A 25134-nucleotide genomic window follows, 5' to 3' on the forward strand; every position below is an offset into this window, starting at 1 on the left:
TCGATTGGAGGTATTTATGCCGAATTCTACCGGTATGCACTCTACTTCACCTGCTATGCGTATTCTAGAGAACGAACACCGCTATTTATCCTATCTGATGGGAGAATGGCACGCGATTGTTCTTTCTTTTGAACAAGACGATCTGATCAGTGAAGAGGAAGCTCGTCACAGAATCGGGGAGCTGCGGAGATTGATTCTGGAGTTTCAGATTCCGCTTGCCAAGCATACACATAAAGAGGAAGAACACTTTTTCCCGCTGCTCGGCCGGTATATAGGTTTTGAACAAGGGCCGCTGGTTGGAATTCAGGAAGAGCATGTGGAAATCGACGGTTATTTGGGACATTTCCTTCACCATACGGCAGTTGACATGGAACCGCTGTCGCTGTCAAAGATGATGTCCGCCGTGAAAGATGCTGCAGAGGCTTTTGAAATATTAACCGTGCATTTTGTCAAAGAAGAAGCTGTGATTTTTCCAATGGCCGAGACTCAGCTGAACGAACCGGACCACAGGCGGCTTTTTTCAAAAATGAACACACTAATCACATAAAATCTCCATACGGCTTTATTGTCCTCCTAAGGATGATAGAGCTTTTTTATATTTCAGGGAATCCCCTCTCAGGGACAGGGTACTCCCCTATATCAGTAGCCGAGTAAGGGCAGATACAATAAGGACAGGAAGTGAATATATACAATCAGCAGATAAGAATAATGGCGGAAAAGGTGAATGACATGATTAAAAAAATGCAGTTGCCGTTACAAACCCTGAATTTGATCGTTGGCTTTATGGTATGGGTAATTATTTCATCACTAATGCCTTTTATTTCCGAGGATATTTCTATTCCATCGGGAAAACTGGCCATGGTCACGGCGATTCCCGTAGTGCTTGGTTCGATCCTGCGTATACCGCTCGGCTACTATGCCAATATTTTTGGAGCCCGTATCATTTTTCTGATCAGCTTTATCCTTCTTCTCTTTCCAGTCTTCTATATTAGCAATGCCACCACATATATGGACCTGATCGTTGGCGGTACGTTTTTAGGGATTGGAGGCGCTGTTTTTTCCGTAGGAGTTACCTCGTTGCCCAAGTATTTCCCCAAAGAAAAACACGGGTTTGTTAACGGGATCTACGGGGTTGGGAATTTGGGTACGGCCCTAACCACATTTACTGCTCCGATCGTCGCTGCCCATTATGGCTGGGCGACTGCTGTGAAGCTGTATCTGATCCTTCTGCTGGTCTTTATTGCGCTTAATTTCTTTTTCGGAGACCGTCATGAGCCTAAGGTAAGAACGCCTATTATTGATCAGATTAAAGGTGTAGCCGCTAATGAGAAGCTCTGGTTGTTCTCGTTGTTCTATTTCATTACGTTCGGGTCGTTTGTCGCCTTTACAATCTATCTTCCTAACTTTCTGGTATCCAATTTTGGACTGGAAAAGGTGGATGCAGGCATGCGAACCGCGGGCTTTATTGCTGTTGCCACCTTCTTCCGGCCGGTTGGCGGCTGGCTGGCTGACAAATTCCAGCCTTTATTTCTGCTCATCGGGACGTTCAGTATTTATACTATTGCTGCGATCCTCTTAGCATTTCTGCCCTCTATTGGACTGTACACGGTGGGGTGCCTGGCCATTGCGTTCAGTGCAGGGATAGGAAATGGAGTTATCTTCAAGTTAGTCCCGCTTTATTTCAATAAACAGGCGGGGATTGCCAACGGGATTGTCTCCATGATGGGTGGACTGGGCGGGTTTTTCCCGCCGATTATGCTCTCGATTATTTTTTCAATCACAGGCCAATATTCGATAGGGTTCATGCTGCTGTCCCAAGTGGCCTTGGCGAGTCTTGTTCTTGTGATTTGGCTCTATTACAACGATCGCCTGGCACTTACTTCCGAAGTGTTCAAATCTACGGCCCAGGGAATTCTCGTAACGGATGCTTCGGGTGTGATCAAGAGTGTCAACCCTGCATTTACGAAGCTTACTGGCTTTACAGAAGCGGAGGTGCTGGGCAAATTGCCAAACGTGCTGAAGTCAGGAAGGCAGCCGGAAGGTTTTTACCGCAGCATGTGGAGCGAAATCCGGGCAAAAGGGTTTTGGCAGGGTGAAATTTGGAACAAAAGAAAGAATGGAGAGGAGTATCTCCAGCTGCTGAATATTAGTGCCGTCAAGGATGAGACCGGGGCAGATATTCGTTATGTCGGTACATTCAGCGATATTACGCACAAATAAGTGGGAGATTACTAGAAATGGGAGGAGGGCGTATGAGAACGACACCCATCATTGATCAACTAAAACGTCCGATCCGGGATTTGAGGATTTCGGTAACTGACCGTTGTAATTTTCGCTGTACCTACTGCATGCCGAAGGAAATATTCGGTGACGATTACGCCTTCATGCCCGCCCGCGAACTGCTGTCTTTTGAAGAGATTATTCGTTTGAGTAAACTCTTTATATCTTTGGGAGTTGGCAAAATCCGACTGACCGGGGGAGAACCGCTACTGCGGAAGGATCTTCATGAGCTTGTATCAGGCATCCGGGATTTGAATGGTGTAGAGGACATCGGATTGACCACTAACGGTATTTTCCTGGGGCAGCATGCAAAAAAGCTGTACGATGCGGGATTGCGGCGATTAAATATTAGCCTGGATGCGCTGGATCCCGTGATTTTCGGAAAAATGAACGGAAGAGGCACGAAACCTTCTCTTATTCTGAGAAATATTGATCAAGCCCGTGAAATGGGCTATGAGATCAAAATCAACATGGTGGTTCAAAAAGGTGTAAATGAATCAGAGATCCTGCCGATGGCTGCCTATTTCAAGGAACGTAACATTACGCTGCGCTTCATTGAATTTATGGATGTAGGAAATGACAATGGCTGGAGTCTGGCTAAAGTTGTTACCAAAAAGGACATTCTCCAATACCTTCAAAACGATTATAAGTTAGAGGCTTCGGAGCAAGAGAGCTATGGAGAGGTAGCACAACGTTACCGTTATCAAGACTGTAAGACTGAGGTGGGATTTATCACTTCGGTGTCTGAATCCTTTTGTTCGTCCTGTACGAGGGCAAGGTTATCTTCTGACGGTAAATTCTATACTTGTCTGTTTGCATCAAAGGGTACGGACCTGCGGACATTGCTTCGCACCGGAGCTGACGACCGTACGCTGCTCCGTGTGATTAAAGAGGTATGGGAGCTGCGCGGAGACAGGTATTCCGATGAGCGCCAGGAACAAACTGCAGGGAGCCGGAACAAGATAAGTATGTCGTATATTGGTGGCTGACGGGTTGGAATACACAAGATGGTATGAATTAATAAAGGTAGGAGACGATGGTCACCCATGAACGGAGCGGAACTGCTGATTCAGTTATTGCTTGACAAGAAGGTCGACACGATTTTTGGATATCCGGGGGGAGCCGTACTTCCTCTATACGACGCTTTGTTTGATTGTAATACCTTACATCATGTCTTAGTAAGACATGAACAGGCGGCCGTTCATGCCGCCGATGGTTATGCGCGGTCCACGGGGCGTCCCGGACTTGCACTTGTCACAAGCGGACCTGGTGCAACTAACGCCATTACCGGAATTGCGACAGCGTTTATGGATTCTATTCCAATGATTATCCTTACGGGTCAGGTGGCTACCGAATTAATTGGTCTGGATAGTTTTCAGGAAGTGGATATTTACGGAATGACGATGCCTATTACGAAACATAATTATATGGTTAGGGATATAGGCGATCTACAGAGGATTGTACATGAAGCCTTTTATTTGGCCACAACAGGCCGTCCCGGTCCTGTGCTGATCGATCTGCCGAAGAATGTGATGACGTCCACAGTAGAGGACAACCATTACAGTGAAATATCGCCAGCACCCTTACATATCCGCGGTTATCAGCCATATTCAGTGATCCCTGCCGATAGCTTACAGCTTGCAGCAGAGCAGTTCAATCATGCAGAACGCCCATTAGTTCTAGTTGGAGGCGGCTGTATGACAGATGAGACACCTTCATGGCTAAGAAAGTTTGTGGAGAGATTTCGGCTTCCTGTTGCGAGTACGCTAATGGGACTCGGCGCCCTGCCTTCCGATCATCCACAGCATCTGGGCATGGTGGGGATGCATGGAACTGTAGCTGCCAATCGTGCATTACAGGCAGCCGATTTGGTACTATGTCTCGGGGTTCGCTTCAGTGATCGTGTGACAGGAAACCGCAAGTCATTCTCTCCCGGCTCTTTTAAAATACAAGTTGATATTGATTCCTCTGAACTCAATAAGAACATCAATGTTGACCTTGCCATAACAGGACTCATATCGGAAATGCTTGCCGGATTGATGGAAGAAATACATAGGAGTGACCACTCCCTTTGGGAGAAACAGATTCAGCAGTGGATACAGCGATCCTCTAAATCTTCTCCCCAACCAGTAGCGAAATTGACTCCACAGGAAGTAATTAAATGTATTGATGCAGCTACAGACGGCAATGCCATCGTATCAACCGATGTAGGCCAACATCAAATCTGGACAGCCAGACACTACAACTTTACCGAACCGCGCTCTTTTCTAACCTCCGGTGGACTTGGAACCATGGGCTATGGATTGCCGGCAGCCATCGGTGCAGCAGTGGCCTATCCCGACAGGGAAGTCATCTGTATTACAGGGGATGGAAGCTTCCAGATGAATATACAGGAGATCATGACTGCTGTGGATCTGGGCATTAATCTGAAGGTCGCCATTCTTAAGAATGGATACCTTGGGATGGTCCGGCAGTGGCAGCAGCTTTTTCTAGGGCGAAGGTACTCTTCGGTGCACATCAGTTCACCTGACTTTGCTCTAATGGCCCAATCTTTTGGTGCGCACGGATTTCGGGCGCAGACCCTGGAGGAAGCAGAGTGCATTATTGAAGAGGCATTGCACACAAAGGGAGTCGTAATCATGGAATTTGATATTACCGAAGAATCCAATGTATATCCTATCGTCCCTCCGGGGGCCGGGAATCACGACATGATCGAAGAGTAGCACTATCAATATACAAAGAAGCGGGTTCCGTTATCGGAGACCCGCTTCTTTGCTTTCCAAGAGATTTATTGTAATTAGTGTTCAAAGAAAATAAAGTATTCGACTGGATTCATTGATTTAACGGGGTTTTTGTTTTGAAGGATCGTCAGCTTTTGAAAAATAAATTTTAAACTGATCCATTAATAAAAGCAGTGACGAACCAAGACTTGATAATAAAGTCTTAGACTGCCGCTGTTTCGTTTAACTAACGTTTCCCGTTAGATTAACGTCAAAACTTATGAATTATATATCTCTCTATTTAGATTAACAACATCTTGATGTGAGTATCCGCCTGCAGTTGTAGTAGAAAATCTTGCTATTGCCTGATCTCTTAAAAACGGGGCTTTTTCCTTATTCGCCCTCGTTAATGCTTCGGTTAATTCCTCTTTCGTTAGTTCCGTGCAGTAGCCAGGGTTTCCGGGCTGTTGTCTCCACGAATCATTTAAAGAGCCACCATCTACGGCATCAAAGCCTAGCACATTTACTACGTCCATAATTACTTCTTTATGGGATTGAACGTTACCAGCCACCGCCATTGCAATGCGACCACTAGTACCTTCAGGAGTTCCATTATTTTTTAATGTATACGCTAATTGATTGTTGAACGCTTTAATGATAGGTCTACCTAATTGGTTTGAAACCCAAAGACTTTCAACCATTCCGTTCTCAATTTCTTCAATTTTATTATCCCTAAAAGGATAATAATTTGATGTGTCTACAACAATAACTTCTTCTCCAATTTTGTCTATAGTATCACGGATGCTTGGTATTACATGAGAAGGAAGAGATATTATAAGAACATCAATATTTGTAATTACATCTTCCAAACTCGCAGGTGTTCCAGCAAACTCTTTTCCTTCTAAATGTTCAACTCCACGAGTTTCTGCAATTTTTACGTTATGCCCATTCTCAACTAATTTATTAGAAATACTTGCCCCTATTGCTCCTGCACCTATAATTCCAAATCTCATTTTTATTCCTCCTATTTGTATTAAAGTTGATTTTTTGAGTATTTTGTCTACATGCACTAATATATATACGTTACTCGCTTTTTTGAAGAGGGCAATAATAAGTGACATAGTACTATTTTTTGTACCTAACAGCAGAATGAGGTGGAATTGGTGTCTAAAATCAACAAAGAAGGATTTAATGAAGAATGTAAGACGGACCATAGGGAAATATATGGAATTGCTTATACCCAAAATCTGCTTTCAGGACGTTGGAAGTATATGATTCTTTGGTTTCTAAAATTCAAGCCACACCGATACAACGAAATTAAAACTCTTTTATGGGGTATTTCACAAGGGTCTCTAACAAAGCAACTTCGGGAATTGGAGGCAGATGGCTTAATTAACCGTAAGGTTTACCCTGAGGTGCCTCCGCGTGTTGAGTACTCACTGACGTCAAAAGGAGAACAATTGATTCCAATTATTGATTTAATGGAGGAATTCGGAAATAAGTTTGGAGAAAAATCAGATTAATTAGACGGGGTATTTCTAAACTATCCTGCTCCTCAGCTTAATGAAGCATTGTCAGTCTAATACTTTATTTTCACCGAACAATTAGAAATAGAAGATAATCACCGATATGTACAGCATAATGGAAAAGACAATTTCCAGCATTCCGGTTCGTTTGGCTGTGATTTTTGTTCTGGGAAGGCTTGCCGCGCGCGCAAGCAGAAGGAGCAGGGGGCAGGTTAATGAAGGGAAGAGGAACACACCAATAAGTATAAATAGACTATGATACACTACCGATGCGTAATAATACTTTGGATTGTTTTTCTCACGAATAATCGTTTTTACGTACAAGGCAGTCCCTACAAAATATAGTAACGCCAAGATAAACAATTCGGTAGCTGTTTCCCAGCTTGTACCTCCGCCAACATAAAATACGGGAAACACCATCAGACAGAACAGCAGAATCCCTGAGATATCGTTGAGCAGCGCACGTTCATTTTTGGTTCTGGCATAATACAGATTTACAGCAAAAAGTGGTAGGGCCAGCAGGGCGAACCAGAGAAGCTTAGGCTTGGCAGCGGTCAGATAGATAACAAAAGGGAGGAGCAGCAGACCATATACTTTAAGAGGCTTGAGAACCCTGTCAAACCGTCGCGTTTTGACTCCTTGCAAAAGTTGAAAGATGAATAAATAAATGAACAGCCAGCACAAGAACAATGGAATATGAAGGAATAGGGCCTGTGAGGCCGCCATTCCGAACAAAAAAGGGAGTACCAGCATGGCCCAAGCGCCATGTTGATTAGGAATATATTTTTTCAACAATAATTACCTCCAGTGCGATACCATATTTCCCGGACACTTTAAATATACGATCTTTCGAAGCACCCTCTAGTGATTCCAGACACACGTTGCAGATTATCCAGTTCTATCCCTACATATAAAAATAAAGCTTGCATCCCTTTGACTATTAATGATATTTTAAAATAAAAGCCACACAAAACAACGTAAAAGCACAAAAGAACAACTTGGGCATCACAGGGATGAGATCCCGGAATTCAGGAGGCTTAACATGATTACACGTCGACTTTCCTTTCATCCGAATGGGACTTTTAAAATTGTGCAGTTTACGGATATCCATCTCCAGGATGGAATCGAGCCGGAGCGTGATGCCCGGACGCTGGAACTTATGAAGCGTATTCTGGAAACCGAGCAGCCGGATCTGGTCGTGTTCACTGGCGATCTGATCTACAGCGCAGATACGGTAGACCCCAAGGCTACATTCCGCCGGGTAATTGAGGTAGCGGCACAGGCGGGAACGCCGTTTGCCGTGATCTATGGTAACCATGATACGGAGAAGGGGGTTACAAGGGCAGAGCTTCAGGCGATTTTATCAGAATATGAGTTATGTATGGCTGAAGCGGGACCGGAAGAAATACAAGGTACAGGCAATTATGTGCTATCCCTCTATAGCCATGCGGAAGAACGGGAGTCTGCGGTACTATATTTCGTGGATTCGGGTGAATATGCTCCTGCAGCTATCGGCGGGTATGCCTGGATTCATCCTGATCAAGTCGGCTGGTATTCACAGGAATCTGCTAAGATCCGGGAGAGAAATGGCAAAGTGCTGCCTGCGCTGGCATTTATGCATATTCCGATTCCAGAATACAATGAGGTATGGCAATCGGGAAGTGTAGCCGGGAATAAGGGAGAAATGGTCTGCTGCTCCAAAGTAAACAGTGGCTGGTTCGCGGCCATGCTGGAAGCAGGAGATGTGATGGCAACCTTCGCCGGACACGATCATGACAATGATTACATAGGCGTACTGCACGGAATAACGCTTGCCTATGGCCGGGTGACCGGGCATAACACATACGGGGCCCTGCAGCGCGGAGCAAGGGTGATTCGACTCCAGGAAGGGGAACGGCGGTTCGAGACATGGATCAGGTTGGAGGATGGCGGTGTAGTTTGACCTAAGCATGGACAGAGACAACAGGAGGGTATACGAAATGAAGGTAGATTTCCATCTCCATCTGGAAGAAGGGCCGTATTCACCAAGGTGGCTGCAGCGTACGCTGGAGAGTCTGACCACGATGAAGGGCAGCTCTGAAAAGACACATACACTGTCCTGGATGCAGGATAGCTTCGGTCTGCTTGAACAGCGCATCGCGGGCGGAGCCTTTACCACCGAGTGGCTGGACCTGTATCTGGAGCAAGCTAAGAAGCGAGGGATGCACACCGTCGGCATCGTCGATCATCTGTACCGGTTCACGAAGTATAAAGCCTATTATGAAAAGCATATGATCCTGGATGATACCTGGATAGGCCGGTTGCAGCGAGAGTGGCTGGATCAGGTGTGTATGGCGGATTCGGACGATTTTGTAAGATGCATTCAGCTCCAAAAGGACAAGTGGCGGCGTGAGGGAATAGAGCTGCGTCTTGGTATCGAAGCGGACTATTTTCCCGGCTGTGAGCTGGAGCTAAGCGGGATTTTGGCAGAACAGCCTTATGACTATGTGATCGGTTCTGTGCATTTTGTAGATGGCTGGGGTTTTGACAATCCGGCGACGCAAAAGTACTTTGAACAATTCGATCTGGAAGCTCTGTACGCCCGGTTCTTCGAGATTGTCGGATATGCGGTCACTTCACGTTTGTTCGATATTGTTGCCCACCTCGATAACCTCAAGGCCTTTAACTACCGCCCGGATGAAGAGCTGCTACTGCCTATGTATGAGCAGATTGCTGATCTGCTGATTGCACATGATACTGCCACAGAGATCAACGCTGGAATGGTGTACCGTTATCCGATTAAGGAGATGTGCCCAAGCCCCGCTTTCCTGGCGGTATTGGCGGACAAAGGCGTACTTCTCACGACCTCTACCGATGCGCATTTCCCAGAAGATCTCGGCGGTTATACGGATCTGCAGCTGGAACTGTTGAAGCAGGCGGGCATGAGGGAGATAGTAACTTTCCACAACCGGCAACGGAGCACGCATAAGCTGGAATGAATAATGAATAGCGAGTCTTTCTTTTTGAAGAAAGGCTCGTTTTGTTATAATAGGTAAGGATACATAAGTTCGGTATGAGGGGTTGCTAAGATGATGAGCCATATGAAAGAGAATATCGTCGAATATTGTCTGCGGAAAAAGGGGGCGACTAGGGAATATCCCTTTGGGCCTGAACCCTTGGTGATCAAAGTTAAAGGTAAAATGTTCGCTCTTATCTTTGAGAATTTAGAGAAGCATACCATTATCAACCTGAAATGTGATCCTGTCATTGCGGATAATCTGAGAGAGCAGCATGAAAACGTTCGTCCAGGTTACCATATGAACAAAAAACACTGGAATTCCATAACCCTCGATGGCTCCGTGCCAGAGCCTGATCTATTGGCAATGATCGACCACTCTTATCTTTTAGTTGTTAAAACCCTTTCAAAAAGTCTCCAACAATCGATACTGGATACTTAATCTCCTACGCTTGCGTTTGCTCTGACTTCCGGCGACGCAGGCTCATGATAACCAAGGACAGAGCAACACCCGTGAGGATCAACCCTAGTACACGGAATCCCCCGAAGCTGAACTTTCCGCCCATGACGATCCCTACCAACAATGAGGAGAGAATCGTTCCAAGGTATCTGGATGTATTAAACAACCCTGATGCTACTCCGATTATTTCTTTCGGTGAGCTTTTGAACATGGCTGCTTGCATACCAACATTATTTAACCCGTTACTTATGCCGAAAGCAGCTAAAGCCAGACATACACTGATAACCGGCGAATGTTGATTCAATGACACGATCCCAACAGATCCCAATGTCATGAATATGGCGGACACCAAGAGTGCCGGGGCTGCTCCTGAGTGATCGATCCAACGCCCTGCCAATGGGGAAACGACTAGCGAGCATAATCCTAAAGTTAACATCAGAATCCCTGTATGGAATTCGCTGACATGACGTACGATTTGCAAATAGGAAGGAAGCCCGAAAAACACCGAATAATACAATACGTTCACGAGCATGAATTCGATATTGACCCAAGTCATCGCAGGATAATGGGCAAATGTACGCAAAGGAATAAACGGTGAAGTCGTATGCAATTCATGCCGGATGAAGGCCCAAATTAACATGAGACCTATCACTATTTCAGTGATAGTTAGCCATGAGATGTGACCGGATGATTTGGCCGACAGTAATCCAACGAGCAGTGCTACCAGACCTGTTGTGAAAAGCAGGATGCCTGACACATCAATCACATGGGCCCATTTCCGAAAAGACGTGTTGCTTGCGATGGCTGCTTGCGAATCGTCCTTAGGAATCGTCTTCCAGGACATTATAAAGCTAACCACTACAATTGGAATATTGACGAAAAAGATAGCATGCCAATCCCACCAGTGAATGAACACCCCGCCAATAAAGGGCCCAATAGCTGCTGCTCCGGATAGGAATATGGACAAAACAGAAAGTGCGGTAGCTTGCTTCTCTGTGATATGAACTCGTACAATGGCCATTCCAACGGCAACCATCATGCTTGTTCCAACGGATTGCAAAATTCGAAACACGATAAGCCACCCAAAGCTTGGGGATAGCGCAGCTAAGAATGAGGCAGCGAAGGATACGCATAGCCCGGTAAGGAATATTTTTCTACGGCCGAATAAATCACTGGCCTTACCCATGACAGGTTGAGCGACAGCACTCGCTATGTAGAATGAAAAGATAACCCAAGAAACCTTTGTGAAATCTAGCTGAAACACATTTTGCAGCCTTGGAATCGCCACCGAGACCATCGAAGAGTTTAGTGGATTCAAGAGAATCCCCAGTCCCACGGATATCATTAACCACCAGCTACGCGAATTCATTGTGAGTACCTCCCCAAATTGTTATAATCATATCCTACTTGACATCATGTATTTACTCCAACGCATTCTATGTTATGATTTCATTGACTTAAGGGAATGAATGGAGGTTGGCCAATGGAACTTCTTCAATTGCAGTATTTTGTTGCTGTAGCCCGGTTGGAACATGTTACTGAAGCTGCACGAAGTCTGCATGTTACACAATCCTCTCTGAGCAAAACGATTGCCCGCCTGGAGGAGGATTTGGGTGTTCCCTTATTTGACCGGACCGGAAGAAGACTGCGGTTGAATGATTTCGGAAGCAGATTCCTCCGTCGTGCTGAAAGGGCTTTGTTTGAATTAGAACAAGGCAAGCAGGAGATTAAGGATCTTGCCAATCTGGAACATAGCACCCTGGAATTGGCGGTGACCGCCGCAAGCATGTTGCCAAGTATCCTTCGGGAGTTTCGGAAAAAGATGCCTTCTGTTCTTTTTCATGTACAAATGCTTGCCACGCAGGAAATGGTTACACTTCTTCTTAGTGGAGCTATCGATGTATGCTTGTCTTCACCTCCGATACAAGGGGATGATATAGAATGTCAAATCGTATGCATTGACCCGATCGTTGTCGCTGTTCCTAAGGGGCATCATCTGGCAAATCGAAAAAGGATATCCTTGATAGAGCTAAAGGACGAATGGTTTGTCGGTGTAAGGAGAGGTTACGGCACTCGCGATTTAGTGGACACTGTTTGCGAATCAGCTGGATTTATACCCCAATATGTATATGAGGGCGATGAACCTGCAAGGTTAAGCGCTCTTGTGGAAGCGGGAATTGGCATAGCTTTCATACCTAGCAGTGCACGGAACTCACGGGAACACATCCATTATATCCAAGTGGATAATCACGATTTGGTAAGGGAAATCGCTCTATTATGGCACAAAGGTCGGTATATTTCGCAGGCTGCTCTGGAATTCCGTGAAGTGGTTGTGGAGTATTTTGGCGCGATGTCTGAACAATATTATTTCAACTAAGGAACGGTGGATCAGATGAGGCTTACCCTGTATACTGATTTTTCTTTGCGCATCCTCATGTATCTCGGGACAAAAGAACGAAGCGGGCTGTCGACGATACAAGAGATTTCAGATGCTTATCATATTTCGAAAAATCATTTGATGAAGGTTTCCCACGAGCTCGGTCAAGCGGGATATATAGAAACGGTAAGAGGCAGAGGAGGCGGAGTACGGCTGGCACAGTCGCCTGAGCTCATTAACATCGGTGAAGTGGTACGACGGATGGAAGACGATTTCCATCTGGTGGAATGCTTCAATCCTGCTGGTAATCATTGTCCAATCGCTCCAGCATGCGGATTAAAGGGCGTGCTTGGCAGAGCGCTCAATGCCTATTTGCAGGTGCTTAGTGAATACACCTTGCAAGACCTGCTGCTGAATAAGCATGACCTGCAGGATATCTTTCAGCGGGAAAGAACGGCATTAAGCCTTCAATCTTAATTGGCCATTTAAGGACTCCTCATAATTCGCTCTATTAATATTCTGTGAAATTAGTGACAGCATCTGTCGAATAATGATTGTATTTCATAGATATATGTGAGATTCTGTAAATATCTCTATGTCTATGAAAGAGATCACACAGCTAGAATGTTGTAACACAACACAGAAGAGGGGTCAAAACTATGAGGATTAAGCAATCATCATCAAAAGTGGCTATGTATTTGGCAATTCTATTATTTTGTATGACGGTCATGCCGCAGCCTTCAATTACCTTGGCAGCGCCGTCCATACAGGCAGAAGATGCACCCGTTCAGCCATGGCCATCCAGTTTCACTGCTTACACGGACAGCAGTGGGAAGATAATCAATGACCCAGCCAACGAGCCGGGAATAAGTCCGGACGATGTTGATTTTATGAGCGGATTATCTAAAGGCGCGGGTGATCTTCCTTCGTTCTATGTAGCAGGTGACGGATCGAATCTGTTTTTTCGCATGAGACTATTAGGGGACCCGCGGGATGACAAAGGAGGATATCTCTCTTCCGTCTGGCTGGTGAAGGTTTCCGATGGGACTGCGACCAAAGCCGTCATTGGGCTTAATGGTAAATCCCCTCATGAGGATTATATATATATATCCAATAACAACGGTTCTGTAGTACATGCTGTGAATAAGACTGACAATAGCGGGAAGAATGTACCCGGCACCCGGGTGACCGAGGATTCAAACGGTGATTATTTTCTCGATATCCAGATTCCTGTAGCTAGCTTAACAGCTATTGATTCAAGTATCACATCAGCATCTATTCTGAAGTTTGCATTCGCTACCTCCAAGGCGGCCAATCTGGCTGTTATCAATAAGGATGGACAGGAAGAAGCTTACGGCGACTACGCTAAGCTGTCTCCCTTCGGAATTTACCGGCCTAATATAGCGATTGCACCGGCCCTTCAGGATGCATACACAACTTTCCCTGCATCTGTAACCGGCACCACTGCCAATGTGGCAAATGGACAGACAGTGACTCTGACTATTGCACCTACTTCCGGCAATGGGGCAGCAGTTACCAAAACAACGACGATCACCAATAATGCCTGGTCCATATCAGGTATTACAGGTATCGCTACTGGATTCTCCTATCTGGTCACAGCGAGTGTGGTGAACGAGAAGGGGTATACGGCTACCGCATCTCAGCTTACTGGAATCGGTGCCTCCAAAGTGACGATTACAGGAAATCCTAGTTACTCCACATACCAGTTTCCGACCAGCTTTGCAGGGACCTTTGTCCGTTCTGCAACTGGTAACAGAAATGTACTACTCTCCATATACCGATTGTCGGGTCCTAATTTAGCGACTGAGACACTATTGACTTCAACTATGAGACTCGGTGTAACTGGAAATCCGGGAATATGGTCAATAGCTTCTATAAGTTATATAAATGGAAGTCAACCTACACCAGGATCAACTTACAAGATCGTTGCCGTAGATGAAGATAATGCCAATGCCAAAGCGGTACAGGTGATTAAATTCCTCCAGAGCAACATCACGATCAGTTCACCGGCGAATAATACCCGTTCAGATGTTACTACACCCAATGTTATAGGAACAGCGAACCCCGATGAAACGGTCAAACTGTACATCGACAATGTGCTCTCCAGGCAGACTATTGCTGATTCAGGCGGCAACTGGACGATCAGCATCGATAAGCCGCTTACAGCCACACCGGTTAACAACTATCATACGTTCAAAGCTGTGGCTTCAGACGGAAGCACTGAGGTGGCCAGCAATATTGTCAATTACGGAGTCAGTGCGCTGGATGTCAGCATCGAGAACGGCTCACATCCATACATTTATCTGACGACAACTGAACCGGTCTTCCGGGGCAGATCAACGGACACCGCTGTGGATGTCGTAATAACTGATGATAGTGATGCGTCCCAATCCTATACTTGGTCCAATGTGCCAGTTACTTCCGGCAAATGGTCTGTGAGAACGCCTTCTACATTTATGTTGATAAGCGGAAAGAACTATACCGTTACAGTGTCAGCAGACAACAATAATTCAGTCACGGCTACTATGCATGCGCTAGTGAAGACCAGCACTACTATTTCGGTCATCAGCCCGGTAGCAGCCTCACATATGAATGTCCGTGATTCCATTACAGGCATTTCTGAACCTAATGCAGAAGTCAGCTTGAATCTGGATCAGGCAACCATTGTGAATGTGACGGCAAATAATATCGGTGATTGGAGCTATACACCTTCTTCCGATTGGACAAAAGACAACCATACCGCTGAAGCGACTACATCGGATGAAGCTGGGAATACGGCATCTGCTGCCACATCCTTCATGATTGGTAGTACCAGTATCGCTTCAGTGACTAATGTGAGTTACAGCGCACCCTACGGGACAACCATTGACGACGCTAAAAGTGCACTTGGGTCAAGCGTTACAGTGGATCTGGAGGACGGGGGAACGGCTACGGTTCCAATCACTTGGAGCGGAGATTCTGTTCCTGCTTATGACGGTTCAGTTGCCGGCTCTTATGTTTTTGCAGGAACCTTCAATTCATTGCCGGAGGGTGTGAATAATAACAATTCTATTAACGCAAGCGGGACAGTACATGTGTTGCCTCCCGGCACTACAAATATCGTGTCAGCTGAAGACGTCAGCGTGAATGTGCCATACTCCACTACAAAGGAGAAAGCCAAAGAAGCATTAGGCACCATAGTTGAGGTTACGTTGGATGGCGGCAGCAAGGCAGCGGTTCCGGTTGCGTGGGACGATGAATCTGTTCCTGTGTACGATGGCAACTACGCTGCAGCATATAGCTTTACAGGTACTTTGGGTCCTTTGCCAAAAGGATTGGACAATACTGCTTCTGTTAAGGCAATGGGGATCGTGAACGTTGCTGATATTAATGAGAATCAATTGAAAGAAGCTGTACGAAGCCTATGGATACGCTACAGTGTTGGCGACATCTGGGAAAGCGTAACACTGCCTGTATTCCTGCTCAAGGACGGTAAATATAATACTGATATTACATGGACTTCTAACAAGCCGGATGTAATATCCATTGAAAATGCTCCTGCTGATTGGGGGAGTGCAGAGGGGAGAGAATTCAAGGCGGTCGTTAACCGCCAGGCAGAAGACGTAAGTGTTATTCTGACGGCCAACGTTGCAAAAGGCGCAATGCATGTGTCCCGCAGTTTTCTGCTGATCGTCAAGAGTACAAATGTTGCAGAAACAAAAACGACAAGTCCACGTAATGACAGCAACATCAAAGTAAATGATAAAGAAATCCCGATTCTGATTAACCGCACCACCTTGTCGGACGGCAGCCGTATTGACAAACTGATTGTATCTTCCACTTCTATGGATAAACTGTTGCTCGCCATCGGACCCGGAGCAGATCTGGAGATGCAGTTTAATGATAAACCGAATGGGGATACCTCTGAGCGTTCCGATGAAATCACCATGGAGATTCCAGTAGATGCTCTGGACAAGCTCAATAATCAGGCAGTTCAACTTACAACCCCGGAAGGATCTGTCCGGCTCCCGGCAGCTTCCGTCGCTCAAGCAAAGAGCTCCGGCATCGATCTCTTTTTCCGGATTGTTCCGGTTCGGGCAGAGACGACACGCCAGACGATCTTTAACGATACTCTGCAGAATCCCCTGGTAAGAGCGGAGGCTGGAAGTAAAGACATTCGAATGCTCGATATTCCACGCGAAATTGAAACTAATTATTCGGGATTCGCTACTGAAGTAACACTGCCTTTGACCTATCTTTCGATACCAAGCGATCCCACACAACGCCAGCTGTATCTTGACTCCTTACGCGTCTTTATCCAGCACTCGGATGGTTCGGAAGCCATTGTCAGAGGAACGGGCCCGAACTCCATTCCCGGTGAGATTATTACTAGTAATGGTGCAGCTACAGGGTTGAAATTTACGATTGATAAATTCAGTACCTTTAGTTTCTTTCAGGTCACTGATCCTGTGCCAACACCGGTTCCGACAGCTGCTCCGACAGCCGCTCCGACAGCCGTTCCGACAGCTGCTCCAACAGCGGATCCATCTTCGGGTTCACCAATGGGTTCATCAACCCCTGTGTTCCCTGAGAAGGTAAAAGTAACCACGGGTACCGTCAGTCTTATAGATCATCAGCTGGAGCTGAAGCTGGATCAGCCCCTTGCAGCGGGAACTCTATCGACTGAAGGGTTAACCGTAACGATTGCCGGCAAACCTGTCCAGGTTCAGAATGCAGAGATTACCGCCGATAAGCGGCTGGTTCTGACACTCGGTGAACCCATTCAGGCAGGAATGCTCATTCGTATTGAATACAAGGCTCCATCAAGCGCCAGCACAGTACAGTCTAAAAGTCTTGAATCCTTCACACTGGAGATCCTGAACAGTATGATTCATAACAAGTACATCAACGGATACCCGGATGGTACCTTCAAGCCAGGCCACTCCATTACACGGGCTGAAATGGCCGCTATATTGACACGCTTGCTTGGAACAACCCAGGAGAAGATAACCGTCAAGCCTTACCCTGATGTGAAGACCACTCACTGGGCATCATCAGGAATTCAACTTATGAAGGATACGGGGATAATGAAAGGTTATCCGGATGGACTCTTCCACCCCGAGAAGTCTATCAGCCGGGGAGAGATGGCTGCGGTCATTCTGGCCTTCAAGGGTAAAACTGCGAGCAGCGAATTACCGTTGACCTATAGCGACACGGCCGGTCATTGGGCTAAATATGCCGCTGAAGAACTGAAGACAGAAGGGATCATGATTGGGGGCACGGACGGCAAGTTCCATCCGCAAGATAATCTGACTCGGGCAGAAGCGGTGGTTGCCATGAACAAGGTATTGAAGCGCGGAGGACTCACAGGTGATTTCGATCCTACCTGGCCCGATACTTCGAAGAGCGACTGGAGTTATGCGCAAATAGAGGAAGCATCCCATTCCCATGAATCCACTCGTGTTAATGACATGGAAGAACGTTGGATACGTTTCATTAATAATTAAAAGAATATACAATAAGCCCCCAGGCTGTTGCCCGGGGGCTTATTGTATGCCAAAAACAAATAATTCCTATGAAGAAAACGAATTAATATTGACACATAAGTGTTTGTCTTCTCTATCGACGCAGCTCACATGATATGTTATCATGATAAACTGATAACGTGTTACCGAACTAAAGCACATGTTACAATGTGTTATCTACTAGGGGGATTAGAGAGATGAAGAGAAAAGGAATATTCGTTCTATTGGTAGTTATGGCTATTGCTGTGATAGCAGGCTGCTCCAGTTCTGGAGGCAATGATGGTAAGCTGGTGATCGGTATTGATGATAAGTTTGCCCCTATGGGCTTTAGAGATGACAATAATGAAATTGTCGGTTTTGATATTGACTATGCGAAAGCGGCAGCTGAGAAAATGGGCAAAGAAGTGACCTTCCAGCCGATTGACTGGTCAGCCAAGGAATCGGAGCTGAACAGCGGACGTATTGATATGATCTGGAACGGGTACACCATTACGGACGAGCGCAAGGAGAAAGTGTTATTCACCAAACCTTATTTGGAGAACAGTCAAGTTGTTGTTGTGCTTGCAGATTCGCCGCTGTTGAAGCTGGCAGATCTGGCCGGAAAAAAAGTGGGACTACAAAGTCTTTCGTCAGCTGCTGATGCCCTGGATGCCAGCCCGATTAAGGCAGAACTTAAAGAGGTATCCGAATTTACGGATAATGTGTTAGCTTTGACGGATCTGAAGTCGGGACGTCTGGATGGTGTCGTCATAGATGAAGTGGTGGCAAGATATTATATGTCCAAGGAGCCAGACACTTACAAACTGTTGGATGAATCGTTAGCTCCTGAGCAATACGGTGTAGGGATTAAGAAAGGCAATGAAGCCCTGCTGACTGAGCTGCAGAAGGCTCTGGATGAACTGAGCAGTGACGGAACGGCTGCTGAAATTTCAACAAAGTGGTTTGGTGAGAACAAAGTACTTAACTAGATTGTTTCCTTTAGGAGTCAGGTGAAAACATGGATATTGACTATATTATTAAGATTTCCGGACCGATGCTGGAGGGTGCGCGGACGACCGTATTGCTATTCCTGATAGTGATATTACTGTCCATTCCGCTCGGGATGCTGGTCACACTGATGGCCAAAAGTGCCATCAAGCCGCTGGCCTGGATTGCACAAAGCTATATTTACGTCATGCGCGGAACTCCACTTTTGCTGCAGCTGCTGTTCTTCTGCTTCGGCCTGCCGCAGATTCCCGTCATTGGACAGTATCTGGTGATGGACCGTTTTGTTGCAGCCTGCCTGGGTTTTATTCTTAATTATGGTGCTTATTTTGCCGAAATCTTCCGCGGTGGGATGCTCTCGATTGATAAAGGTCAACATGAAGCAGCCAAGGTTCTCGGACTCAGCAAATGGCAGACCCTCCGTAAGGTGATTCTGGCCCAAATGTTCCGGGTGGCACTGCCTGCGGTAGCGAATGAATCGATCACTCTGGTGAAGGACACTGCTCTGCTGTATGCCGTAGCCGTACCTGAACTGTTGAATTTCGCGAAGACGGCGGTGAACCGTGATTTTACGGTGACTCCTTTTGTAGTGGCCGGCGTAATTTATTTATTGATGACACTGGTGCTTACGCTATTCTTCAAGGCACTGGAGAAACGTTTCAAATTTGAGTAGAAGGACTGTTTGGCTATGAGTAGGATGATTGAAGTACAGCAATTGCAGAAATCTTTCGGCAGTCTCGATGTGCTAAAAAAGATTACATTTGACGTTAACCCTGGCGAAGTCGTTGCGGTGATCGGACCTTCTGGCTCCGGCAAAAGCACCATGCTGCGCAGTCTTGTGCATCTTGAGGAGGTTACCGGTGGAAGCATCTTTATCCACGGCAAGCCGCTCGTTGAGGATGGGAAATACGCCAGTGGTGCCGACATTAGAGAAATCACCTCGACCATGGGCATGGTATTTCAGCACTTTAATCTGTTCCCGCATCTGACTGTCAGGGGCAACCTGGAGCTTGCACCTAGAACGCTGAAGCGTGAGAGTATTGAGGCGATAACTTCCAAAAGTATGGAGCTGCTCTCCAAGGTAGGTCTTGCTGACAAAGCAGACGTATATCCCTCCATGCTGTCAGGCGGACAGAAGCAGCGGGTGGCTATCGCCAGAGCACTGATGCTGAATCCGGACATTCTCCTGTTTGACGAGCCGACGTCGGCGCTTGATCCCGAACTGACCGGTGAGGTGCTGCGTGTCATCCGTCAGCTTGCGGAGGAGAATATGACGATGATTATCGTCACCCATGAGATGAACTTTGCCCGCGATGTGGCGGACCGTGTATTCTTCATGGACAATGGGGAAATTGCCGAATCGGGAACTCCAGAGGAGATTTTTGGCAATCCGCAACTAGAGCGGACCCGGACCTTTCTGAATCAGGATTAGATGAAATGGAATTAGAAGAGTGCACAGCGGAAGCTGTGCGCTTTTTTTTGTTCGGTGAAGGTTCTTATGGTTTTGACAGCAGGCTTAGGAAATGAGAAAATAATGTTTTATCCATGGAGAATTAATAAAGCACATTTGGAGGCATATTAATGAATCAGCGTTTTCGTATTACCCGATCCATGCAAGAAAACAATGGGGAGCACAGCATCTCCTTGGAAGAGTGTAAACAATACTTTGCATCCATCTCTGACTTTTCGTACTCGCAGGTTCTTACGATTCAAGGAGCAGATAGCACGATGTCTATCGACGGAGATTTTTTTATGTGGAAATCTGGAGGTATGGAGATTCCTTTCCGCCTTTATATGGGAGATTTATATGTAGCGGTATCCAATGAAGCTATTGTTCCCAAAATGATTGAAATTGCAACGGATCTGCGGGCGGATATAGTGGAGGGGTGAACCTAGAATCAATCAGTGAAGTATAGTGCATAACAAGAAGGCATACGCTCAAGTGGCGGATGCCTTTTCGTTGTTTCCTGGAGATTAAATATGGGAGACAATTATTTAAAGATTCAGTCCTCTTTAGGGGAATCAGCAGTTAAATACTCACAGTTAAAACCTGTAAAAACCGCATGGGAATCAGGGGTATCTCCAACCGCATACAATCCGATCAGTACACCTGTAAATCCTCCTGCTACTTCTGAAGAAAGGTATCTGGTTTGCGCAGCTCCAAGGAAAGTTTCTGTACCCTTGATCTGAACATAAAAGCGATAGTGAGTTGGCGTAGATTTGATAATCAATGTAGCCTGATTAGTTTGCTCCAGAACCAATGCTTTTTCAATGGATTTAATGTCTCCGATATTTAGGCGTTCAATGACTTCGTATCCCTGTTGTTGTCCACGCAGTGCCAGATCATAATGGTGGTTTTCGTCCATATACACAGTAATGCCGGCTTCGCCGCTGGTAAGGCTGACTTCGCATGTAATTACCGCATTGAAGTCCTTTTGACGGATGCCTATGAAGGTTGGGGATGCCGGCAAATCCAGCGATACTCCGGTTCCCTGCAGCTTAATCTTATCGGCTTCTAACTGATAATGCTCCTTAGCCGGATGACGCAGATAAACCCAGTCCAGGTTCCAATCTGTGTTCTCGAAGTTAAAGACCTTTTTCTCCTGTTGGCTGACTGTGTCCGCGATCCGATCCGTCTCGAAACTTAACAGAGTAGTACCTTGGTGACCCGCCGTAAACCATCCGTCTTCGCCAAAGGTGATCGGGGTCAGGAATACTTCACGTCCCAAGTGGTGATAAGTAAGATATTGACCGGTCTGACGGAAACCCAGATGCAAGAGCCACCAATTCCCTTCGTGGTCCTGAATCAGATCACCGTGGCCAACGCCTTGGAGCTCATAACCCCCTAAGTTCCGATTGGTCAAAACAGGATTATTGGCATAAGCTTCGAACGGGCCGGAAGGTGAATCACCCCGCGCATAAGTAACCATGTGGCCATATTCGGTCCCGCCTTCAGCTGCCATCAGATAATATCTTCCGTTTATTTTGTATAGATGAGGGCTTTCCAGATAGCGGCCGCCCGAACCTTGCCAGACAGAACGGCTTGGTGACAGTTTGCGTCCGGATTCAATTTCAATTTTGCATTGGACAATCCCGGGGATACCATAATCGTCAGTTCCATTGCTCATGAAATATGATTTACCGTCTTCAAAATATAAATCCGGATCGATGCCCCCTTGATCGACATTAATCGGTTCAGACCATTCCCCGTAAATATCATCCGTCCAGACATAGAAGTTCTGATGAGTAGTGTCATTGGTGGTGGTCATGTAGAACCGGCCGTGGTTGTATCGCAGAGTGGGGGCAAAGACCCCTCCAGAGCTACCCACACTGTCCAATTGAATCTGGCTCTTCCGGGTTAGACAATGACCGATTTGGGTCCAATTAATCAGGTCCTGACTTTCGAAAATCGGAACGCCGGGGAAATACTGAAACGAACTGCATACCAGATAATAGGTACTATCTACTTTGCATACGCTGGGGTCAGGATAAAAGCCTTTGATAACCGGATTGTTGTATCTCATAAGATCCACCTCATAATAAATTCATATATATATGATTTCAATCAATTGATTGCTATAAGAATTAAACACTATTGATCAATTACTTTCAATAGAAGTAGGTTTAGGGTTTGTAGTATATTTAATGAAATAATATATATGTGATTTCAGTAGATATTCGTCAGGAGAAGATGTCCATGCTAAAAGCGAACGGGGAACCGAAATATATTGCATTATATGAAGCGCTGGCTAGTGAAGTCAGGTGGAGAATTATGGATTTGATTGCCGGCAGTGAAATGAATGTCAAAGACATCGCGTCAAAGCTGGAACTGAGCCCTTCCATCGTCACCATGCACATTCGCAAACTCGAGCAGGCCGAATTAATCGGGAGCCGCAGGGTTCGGATAGACGGAGGAACGCATAAAATGTGTTTCCTCAAGCAAAAAAGCATCGAGATCGAGCTGCCCTCCGCCAACCGAACTTCGAGGATCAGAGAACAGACGATTTCAGTCGGTCATTATACCGCTTTTGATGTTCATCCTACCTGCGGGCTTGGCACCCATGAGAAAGAAATCGGAGTCTGGGACGATCCGCGCTATTTTCTCGATCCCGAGCGGGTTCAGGCTGCCATTCTGTGGTTTGGAAAAGGCTACGTAGAATATAAAACGCCTAACTACTTGCTTCCTGAGCAAACCCCAGAGGCTATCGAAATTTCCATGGAGATTGCTTCTGAAGCCCCAGGTCTGCGAGATCATTGGCCATCGGATATCCGGTTCACTTTTAACGGTGTAGCACTTGGAATATGGACAAGCCCGGCAGACTTCGGAAGAGCCGCGCGTGGCATCTATACACCAAAGTGGTGGCATCGAAATGTGAACCAATACGGATTATTGAAGACGATTCGCATTGATGCTTCAGGTACGTATATAGATGGAGAGTGGATGTCGGATGTGACTATTGTTGATATCAAGTTAAAAGAACAATTCTGGACACTTCGTTTTGCGGTTGAAGAGGATTCCGTAAATGTAGGGGGATTGACGCTCTATGGAGCGGGATTCGGCAATCATGACCAGGATATTGTGATTCGTGTATACCTTAGCGAGTGATGGCTGATAATGAACAAATTCATTAATTCCATTCATTAATGAACAAATCGGATGGTTTTAACAATAGGCAAGCCCTTTAATTTCTTTATAATAATAGACGCGAATACCTAAAGAGGGTAAATCTATAATAGAGCCTAAAACCATCAATCTATCCATTGAAAGAAGGAATCCATCATGAAAAATGAACAGCTCAGCAATAGTACTATTTTTCCGTTAGGGGAGAAGGTGAAAACAAACTTTACAGGTGACGCCTATCTGCAAATGGTGTTTACAGATCCAGCACCACTAAATACCGCGATCGGAAATGTAACCTTTGCTCCGGGGGGCCGTAACAACTGGCATGCTCATCAGGTTGGACAAGTCCTGTTAGTCACCGGCGGCAATGGCTGGTATCAGGAAGAAGGCCAACCCGCCCGTGCACTCACAACAGGTGATGTAGTCAATATTCCGCCTCACGTGAAGCATTGGCATGGTGCCACAAAGGACAGCTGGTTTGTTCACCTGGCCATGACCCCAGGACCCACGGATTGGTTTGAACCGGTCGATGATGAATGGTATGAGAAACTGTAGGAATGTACGTAACGGAATTGGAGGTTTGATCTGTGGAATATGTCAAATTTGGCAATACTGGTATGGACGTCTCGCGGATATGTCTGGGTTGTATGAGTTTTGGAGATGTGCTGCCAGGAGGGCATCAATGGGTGCTTAATGAGGAAAACAGTCGTCCAATCATCCAAAAAGCTCTGGACCTCGGAATCAATTTTTTTGATACAGCGAATGTCTATGCAAACGGAACCAGTGAAGAGATTATAGGACGGGCATTGAAGGATTATGCCGACCGGGATGAAATTGTGCTTGCCACTAAGGTCTGGGGACGTATGCATCAAGGACCAAACGGTGGGGGGCTTTCCCGAAAGGCCATTATGAGCGAAATCGACAAAAGCTTGAAGCGGCTAGGGACTGATTATGTAGATCTATATATCATCCACCGCTGGGACTACAATACGCCAATCGAAGAAACCATGGAAACGCTACACGATGTTGTGAAGTCCGGAAAAGCCCGATATATCGGTGCTTCTGCCATGTACGCTTGGCAATTTCAAAAGGCTTTGCATGTAGCAGAGAAGCATGGCTGGACGCGTTTTGTATCCATGCAGAATCATCTTAATCTGATCTACCGTGAAGAGGAAAGGGAGATGATGCCGCTCTGTAAAGATCACAAAATTGCGGTGACTCCTTATAGTCCACTTGCATCAGGAAGACTGATCCGTAATGGTTCAGAAAGCACACACCGATCGGATACCGATCTGATTCAAAAAGCAAAATACGATTCTACAGCAGAAGCAGACCGGTTGATCGTTCAGCGTGTAGCGTCACTTGCAGACAAGCTTGGCGTTCCCCGTATTCATATTGCGCTTGCCTGGCTGCTGCAGAAGGAATCTGTAGCTGCTCCTATTATAGGCGCAACGAAGCTATCTCAACTCGAAGATGCAGTAGGTGCTCTGTCGGTGAAATTAACACCTGAAGAAATTTCATTCCTTGAAGAACTATATATTCCGCATCCAATAGTCGGTGCTCAGTAATACAGCGACATGCTTCCTTATCAGAACATGAATGAACTCAGCCCGGGAATGCCATCCTAAGGATGTAGTATACATCTC

22 protein-coding genes are annotated in these 25134 nt (G+C 46.1%); 18 read left to right on the forward strand and 4 right to left on the reverse strand.

Features of this window, described 5'->3' with window-relative positions:
* Positions 1-16: 16 nt before the first annotated feature.
* The 4 genes from ACAN54_RS02920 to ilvB all read left to right on the forward strand — a co-directional run bounded on the left by ACAN54_RS02920 (position 17) and on the right by ilvB (position 5003).
* Entirely contained in the window at positions 17-547 is a 531-nt protein-coding gene (locus ACAN54_RS02920; protein WP_379152282.1) for a hemerythrin domain-containing protein, read from the forward strand.
* A 182-nt stretch (positions 548-729) separates the two neighbouring features.
* The gene (locus tag ACAN54_RS02925) at positions 730-2220 is read left to right on the forward strand and encodes a nitrate/nitrite transporter (RefSeq protein ID WP_379152286.1); all 1491 of its coding nucleotides are present in this window, start codon (positions 730-732) and stop codon (positions 2218-2220) included.
* Positions 2221-2252: 32 nt separating this feature from the next.
* A complete protein-coding gene (moaA, locus tag ACAN54_RS02930) occupies positions 2253-3269 on the forward strand; it encodes a GTP 3',8-cyclase MoaA (RefSeq protein ID WP_379152290.1) in 1017 nt (338 codons plus the stop codon).
* A 57-nt stretch (positions 3270-3326) separates the two neighbouring features.
* On the forward strand, positions 3327-5003 hold the full coding sequence (gene ilvB, locus ACAN54_RS02935) for a biosynthetic-type acetolactate synthase large subunit (protein WP_379152294.1): 1677 nt from the start codon (positions 3327-3329) through the stop codon (positions 5001-5003).
* A 275-nt stretch (positions 5004-5278) separates the two neighbouring features.
* Here ilvB and ACAN54_RS02940 read toward each other — a convergent pair whose 3' ends face one another.
* Positions 5279-6214, reverse strand: coding sequence for an NADPH-dependent F420 reductase (locus ACAN54_RS02940; RefSeq protein ID WP_379152297.1), 936 nt, complete (start codon positions 6212-6214; stop codon positions 5279-5281).
* Here ACAN54_RS02940 and ACAN54_RS02945 point away from each other — a divergent pair.
* The gene (locus ACAN54_RS02945; protein WP_379152300.1) at positions 6164-6523 is read left to right on the forward strand and encodes a winged helix-turn-helix transcriptional regulator; all 360 of its coding nucleotides are present in this window, start codon (positions 6164-6166) and stop codon (positions 6521-6523) included. The genes ACAN54_RS02940 and ACAN54_RS02945 overlap by 51 nt on opposite strands.
* An 81-nt stretch (positions 6524-6604) precedes the next feature.
* On the opposite strand, the gene ACAN54_RS02950 is transcribed toward ACAN54_RS02945, so the two are convergent.
* Positions 6605-7318 carry a YwiC-like family protein gene (locus ACAN54_RS02950; RefSeq protein WP_379152303.1) on the reverse strand — a complete coding sequence of 238 codons (714 nt, stop codon included), beginning with the start codon at positions 7316-7318 and terminating at the stop codon, positions 6605-6607.
* Positions 7319-7568: 250 nt separating this feature from the next.
* Here ACAN54_RS02950 and ACAN54_RS02955 point away from each other — a divergent pair, with 250 nt between their 5' ends.
* The 3 genes from ACAN54_RS02955 to ACAN54_RS02965 all read left to right on the forward strand — a co-directional run bounded on the left by ACAN54_RS02955 (position 7569) and on the right by ACAN54_RS02965 (position 9963).
* Entirely contained in the window at positions 7569-8468 is a 900-nt protein-coding gene (locus ACAN54_RS02955) for a metallophosphoesterase family protein (protein WP_379152306.1), read from the forward strand.
* Positions 8469-8505: 37 nt separating this feature from the next.
* Positions 8506-9504 carry a histidinol phosphate phosphatase domain-containing protein gene (locus ACAN54_RS02960; RefSeq protein WP_379152309.1) on the forward strand — a complete coding sequence of 333 codons (999 nt, stop codon included), beginning with the start codon at positions 8506-8508 and terminating at the stop codon, positions 9502-9504.
* A 102-nt stretch (positions 9505-9606) separates the two neighbouring features.
* On the forward strand, positions 9607-9963 hold the full coding sequence (locus ACAN54_RS02965) for an MmcQ/YjbR family DNA-binding protein (protein ID WP_379152312.1): 357 nt from the start codon (positions 9607-9609) through the stop codon (positions 9961-9963).
* A 4-nt stretch (positions 9964-9967) separates the two neighbouring features.
* On the opposite strand, the gene ACAN54_RS02970 is transcribed toward ACAN54_RS02965, so the two are convergent.
* The gene (locus ACAN54_RS02970; protein ID WP_379152315.1) at positions 9968-11350 is read right to left on the reverse strand and encodes an MFS transporter; all 1383 of its coding nucleotides are present in this window, start codon (positions 11348-11350) and stop codon (positions 9968-9970) included.
* Positions 11351-11464: 114 nt separating this feature from the next.
* Here ACAN54_RS02970 and ACAN54_RS02975 point away from each other — a divergent pair, with 114 nt between their 5' ends.
* The 7 genes from ACAN54_RS02975 (at position 11465) to ACAN54_RS03005 (ending at position 20757) form a co-directional block, all read left to right on the forward strand.
* On the forward strand, positions 11465-12358 hold the full coding sequence (locus tag ACAN54_RS02975) for a LysR family transcriptional regulator (RefSeq protein WP_379152319.1): 894 nt from the start codon (positions 11465-11467) through the stop codon (positions 12356-12358).
* 15 nt (positions 12359-12373) lie between these two features.
* Positions 12374-12835 (forward strand): RrF2 family transcriptional regulator, encoded by a 462-nt coding sequence (locus ACAN54_RS02980; protein WP_379152321.1) that lies wholly within the window; start codon positions 12374-12376, stop codon positions 12833-12835.
* A 182-nt stretch (positions 12836-13017) separates the two neighbouring features.
* Positions 13018-17865, forward strand: a complete 4848-nt coding sequence (locus ACAN54_RS02985) for an S-layer homology domain-containing protein (RefSeq protein ID WP_379152324.1) — start codon at positions 13018-13020, stop codon at positions 17863-17865.
* Positions 17866-18080: 215 nt separating this feature from the next.
* Complete coding sequence (locus ACAN54_RS02990; RefSeq protein WP_379152327.1) at positions 18081-18851, forward strand: amino acid ABC transporter substrate-binding protein; 771 nt, start codon at positions 18081-18083, stop codon at positions 18849-18851.
* Positions 18852-18880: 29 nt separating this feature from the next.
* Positions 18881-19540: an amino acid ABC transporter permease gene (locus ACAN54_RS02995; protein ID WP_379152330.1), complete on the forward strand. Its 660-nt coding sequence runs from the start codon at positions 18881-18883 to the stop codon at positions 19538-19540.
* A gap of 15 nt (positions 19541-19555) precedes the next feature.
* The gene (locus tag ACAN54_RS03000) at positions 19556-20299 is read left to right on the forward strand and encodes an amino acid ABC transporter ATP-binding protein (protein WP_379152333.1); all 744 of its coding nucleotides are present in this window, start codon (positions 19556-19558) and stop codon (positions 20297-20299) included.
* A gap of 149 nt (positions 20300-20448) precedes the next feature.
* Positions 20449-20757 carry a hypothetical protein gene (locus ACAN54_RS03005; RefSeq protein WP_379152336.1) on the forward strand — a complete coding sequence of 103 codons (309 nt, stop codon included), beginning with the start codon at positions 20449-20451 and terminating at the stop codon, positions 20755-20757.
* Positions 20758-20870: 113 nt separating this feature from the next.
* Here ACAN54_RS03005 and ACAN54_RS03010 read toward each other — a convergent pair whose 3' ends face one another.
* Entirely contained in the window at positions 20871-22391 is a 1521-nt protein-coding gene (locus ACAN54_RS03010; protein ID WP_379152338.1) for a glycoside hydrolase family 43 protein, read from the reverse strand.
* Between the two features lie 173 nt (positions 22392-22564).
* On the opposite strand from ACAN54_RS03010, the gene ACAN54_RS03015 reads away from it, so the two are divergent.
* The 3 genes from ACAN54_RS03015 (at position 22565) to ACAN54_RS03025 (ending at position 25056) form a co-directional block, all read left to right on the forward strand.
* Complete coding sequence (locus tag ACAN54_RS03015; RefSeq protein ID WP_379152341.1) at positions 22565-23473, forward strand: ArsR/SmtB family transcription factor; 909 nt, start codon at positions 22565-22567, stop codon at positions 23471-23473.
* A gap of 174 nt (positions 23474-23647) precedes the next feature.
* The gene (locus ACAN54_RS03020) at positions 23648-24043 is read left to right on the forward strand and encodes a cupin domain-containing protein (RefSeq protein WP_379152345.1); all 396 of its coding nucleotides are present in this window, start codon (positions 23648-23650) and stop codon (positions 24041-24043) included.
* Positions 24044-24075: 32 nt separating this feature from the next.
* A complete protein-coding gene (locus tag ACAN54_RS03025) occupies positions 24076-25056 on the forward strand; it encodes an aldo/keto reductase (RefSeq protein WP_379152348.1) in 981 nt (326 codons plus the stop codon).
* The last annotated feature ends 78 nt before the right edge of the window (positions 25057-25134 follow it).

It is taken from the genome of Paenibacillus diazotrophicus (assembly GCF_042610465.1).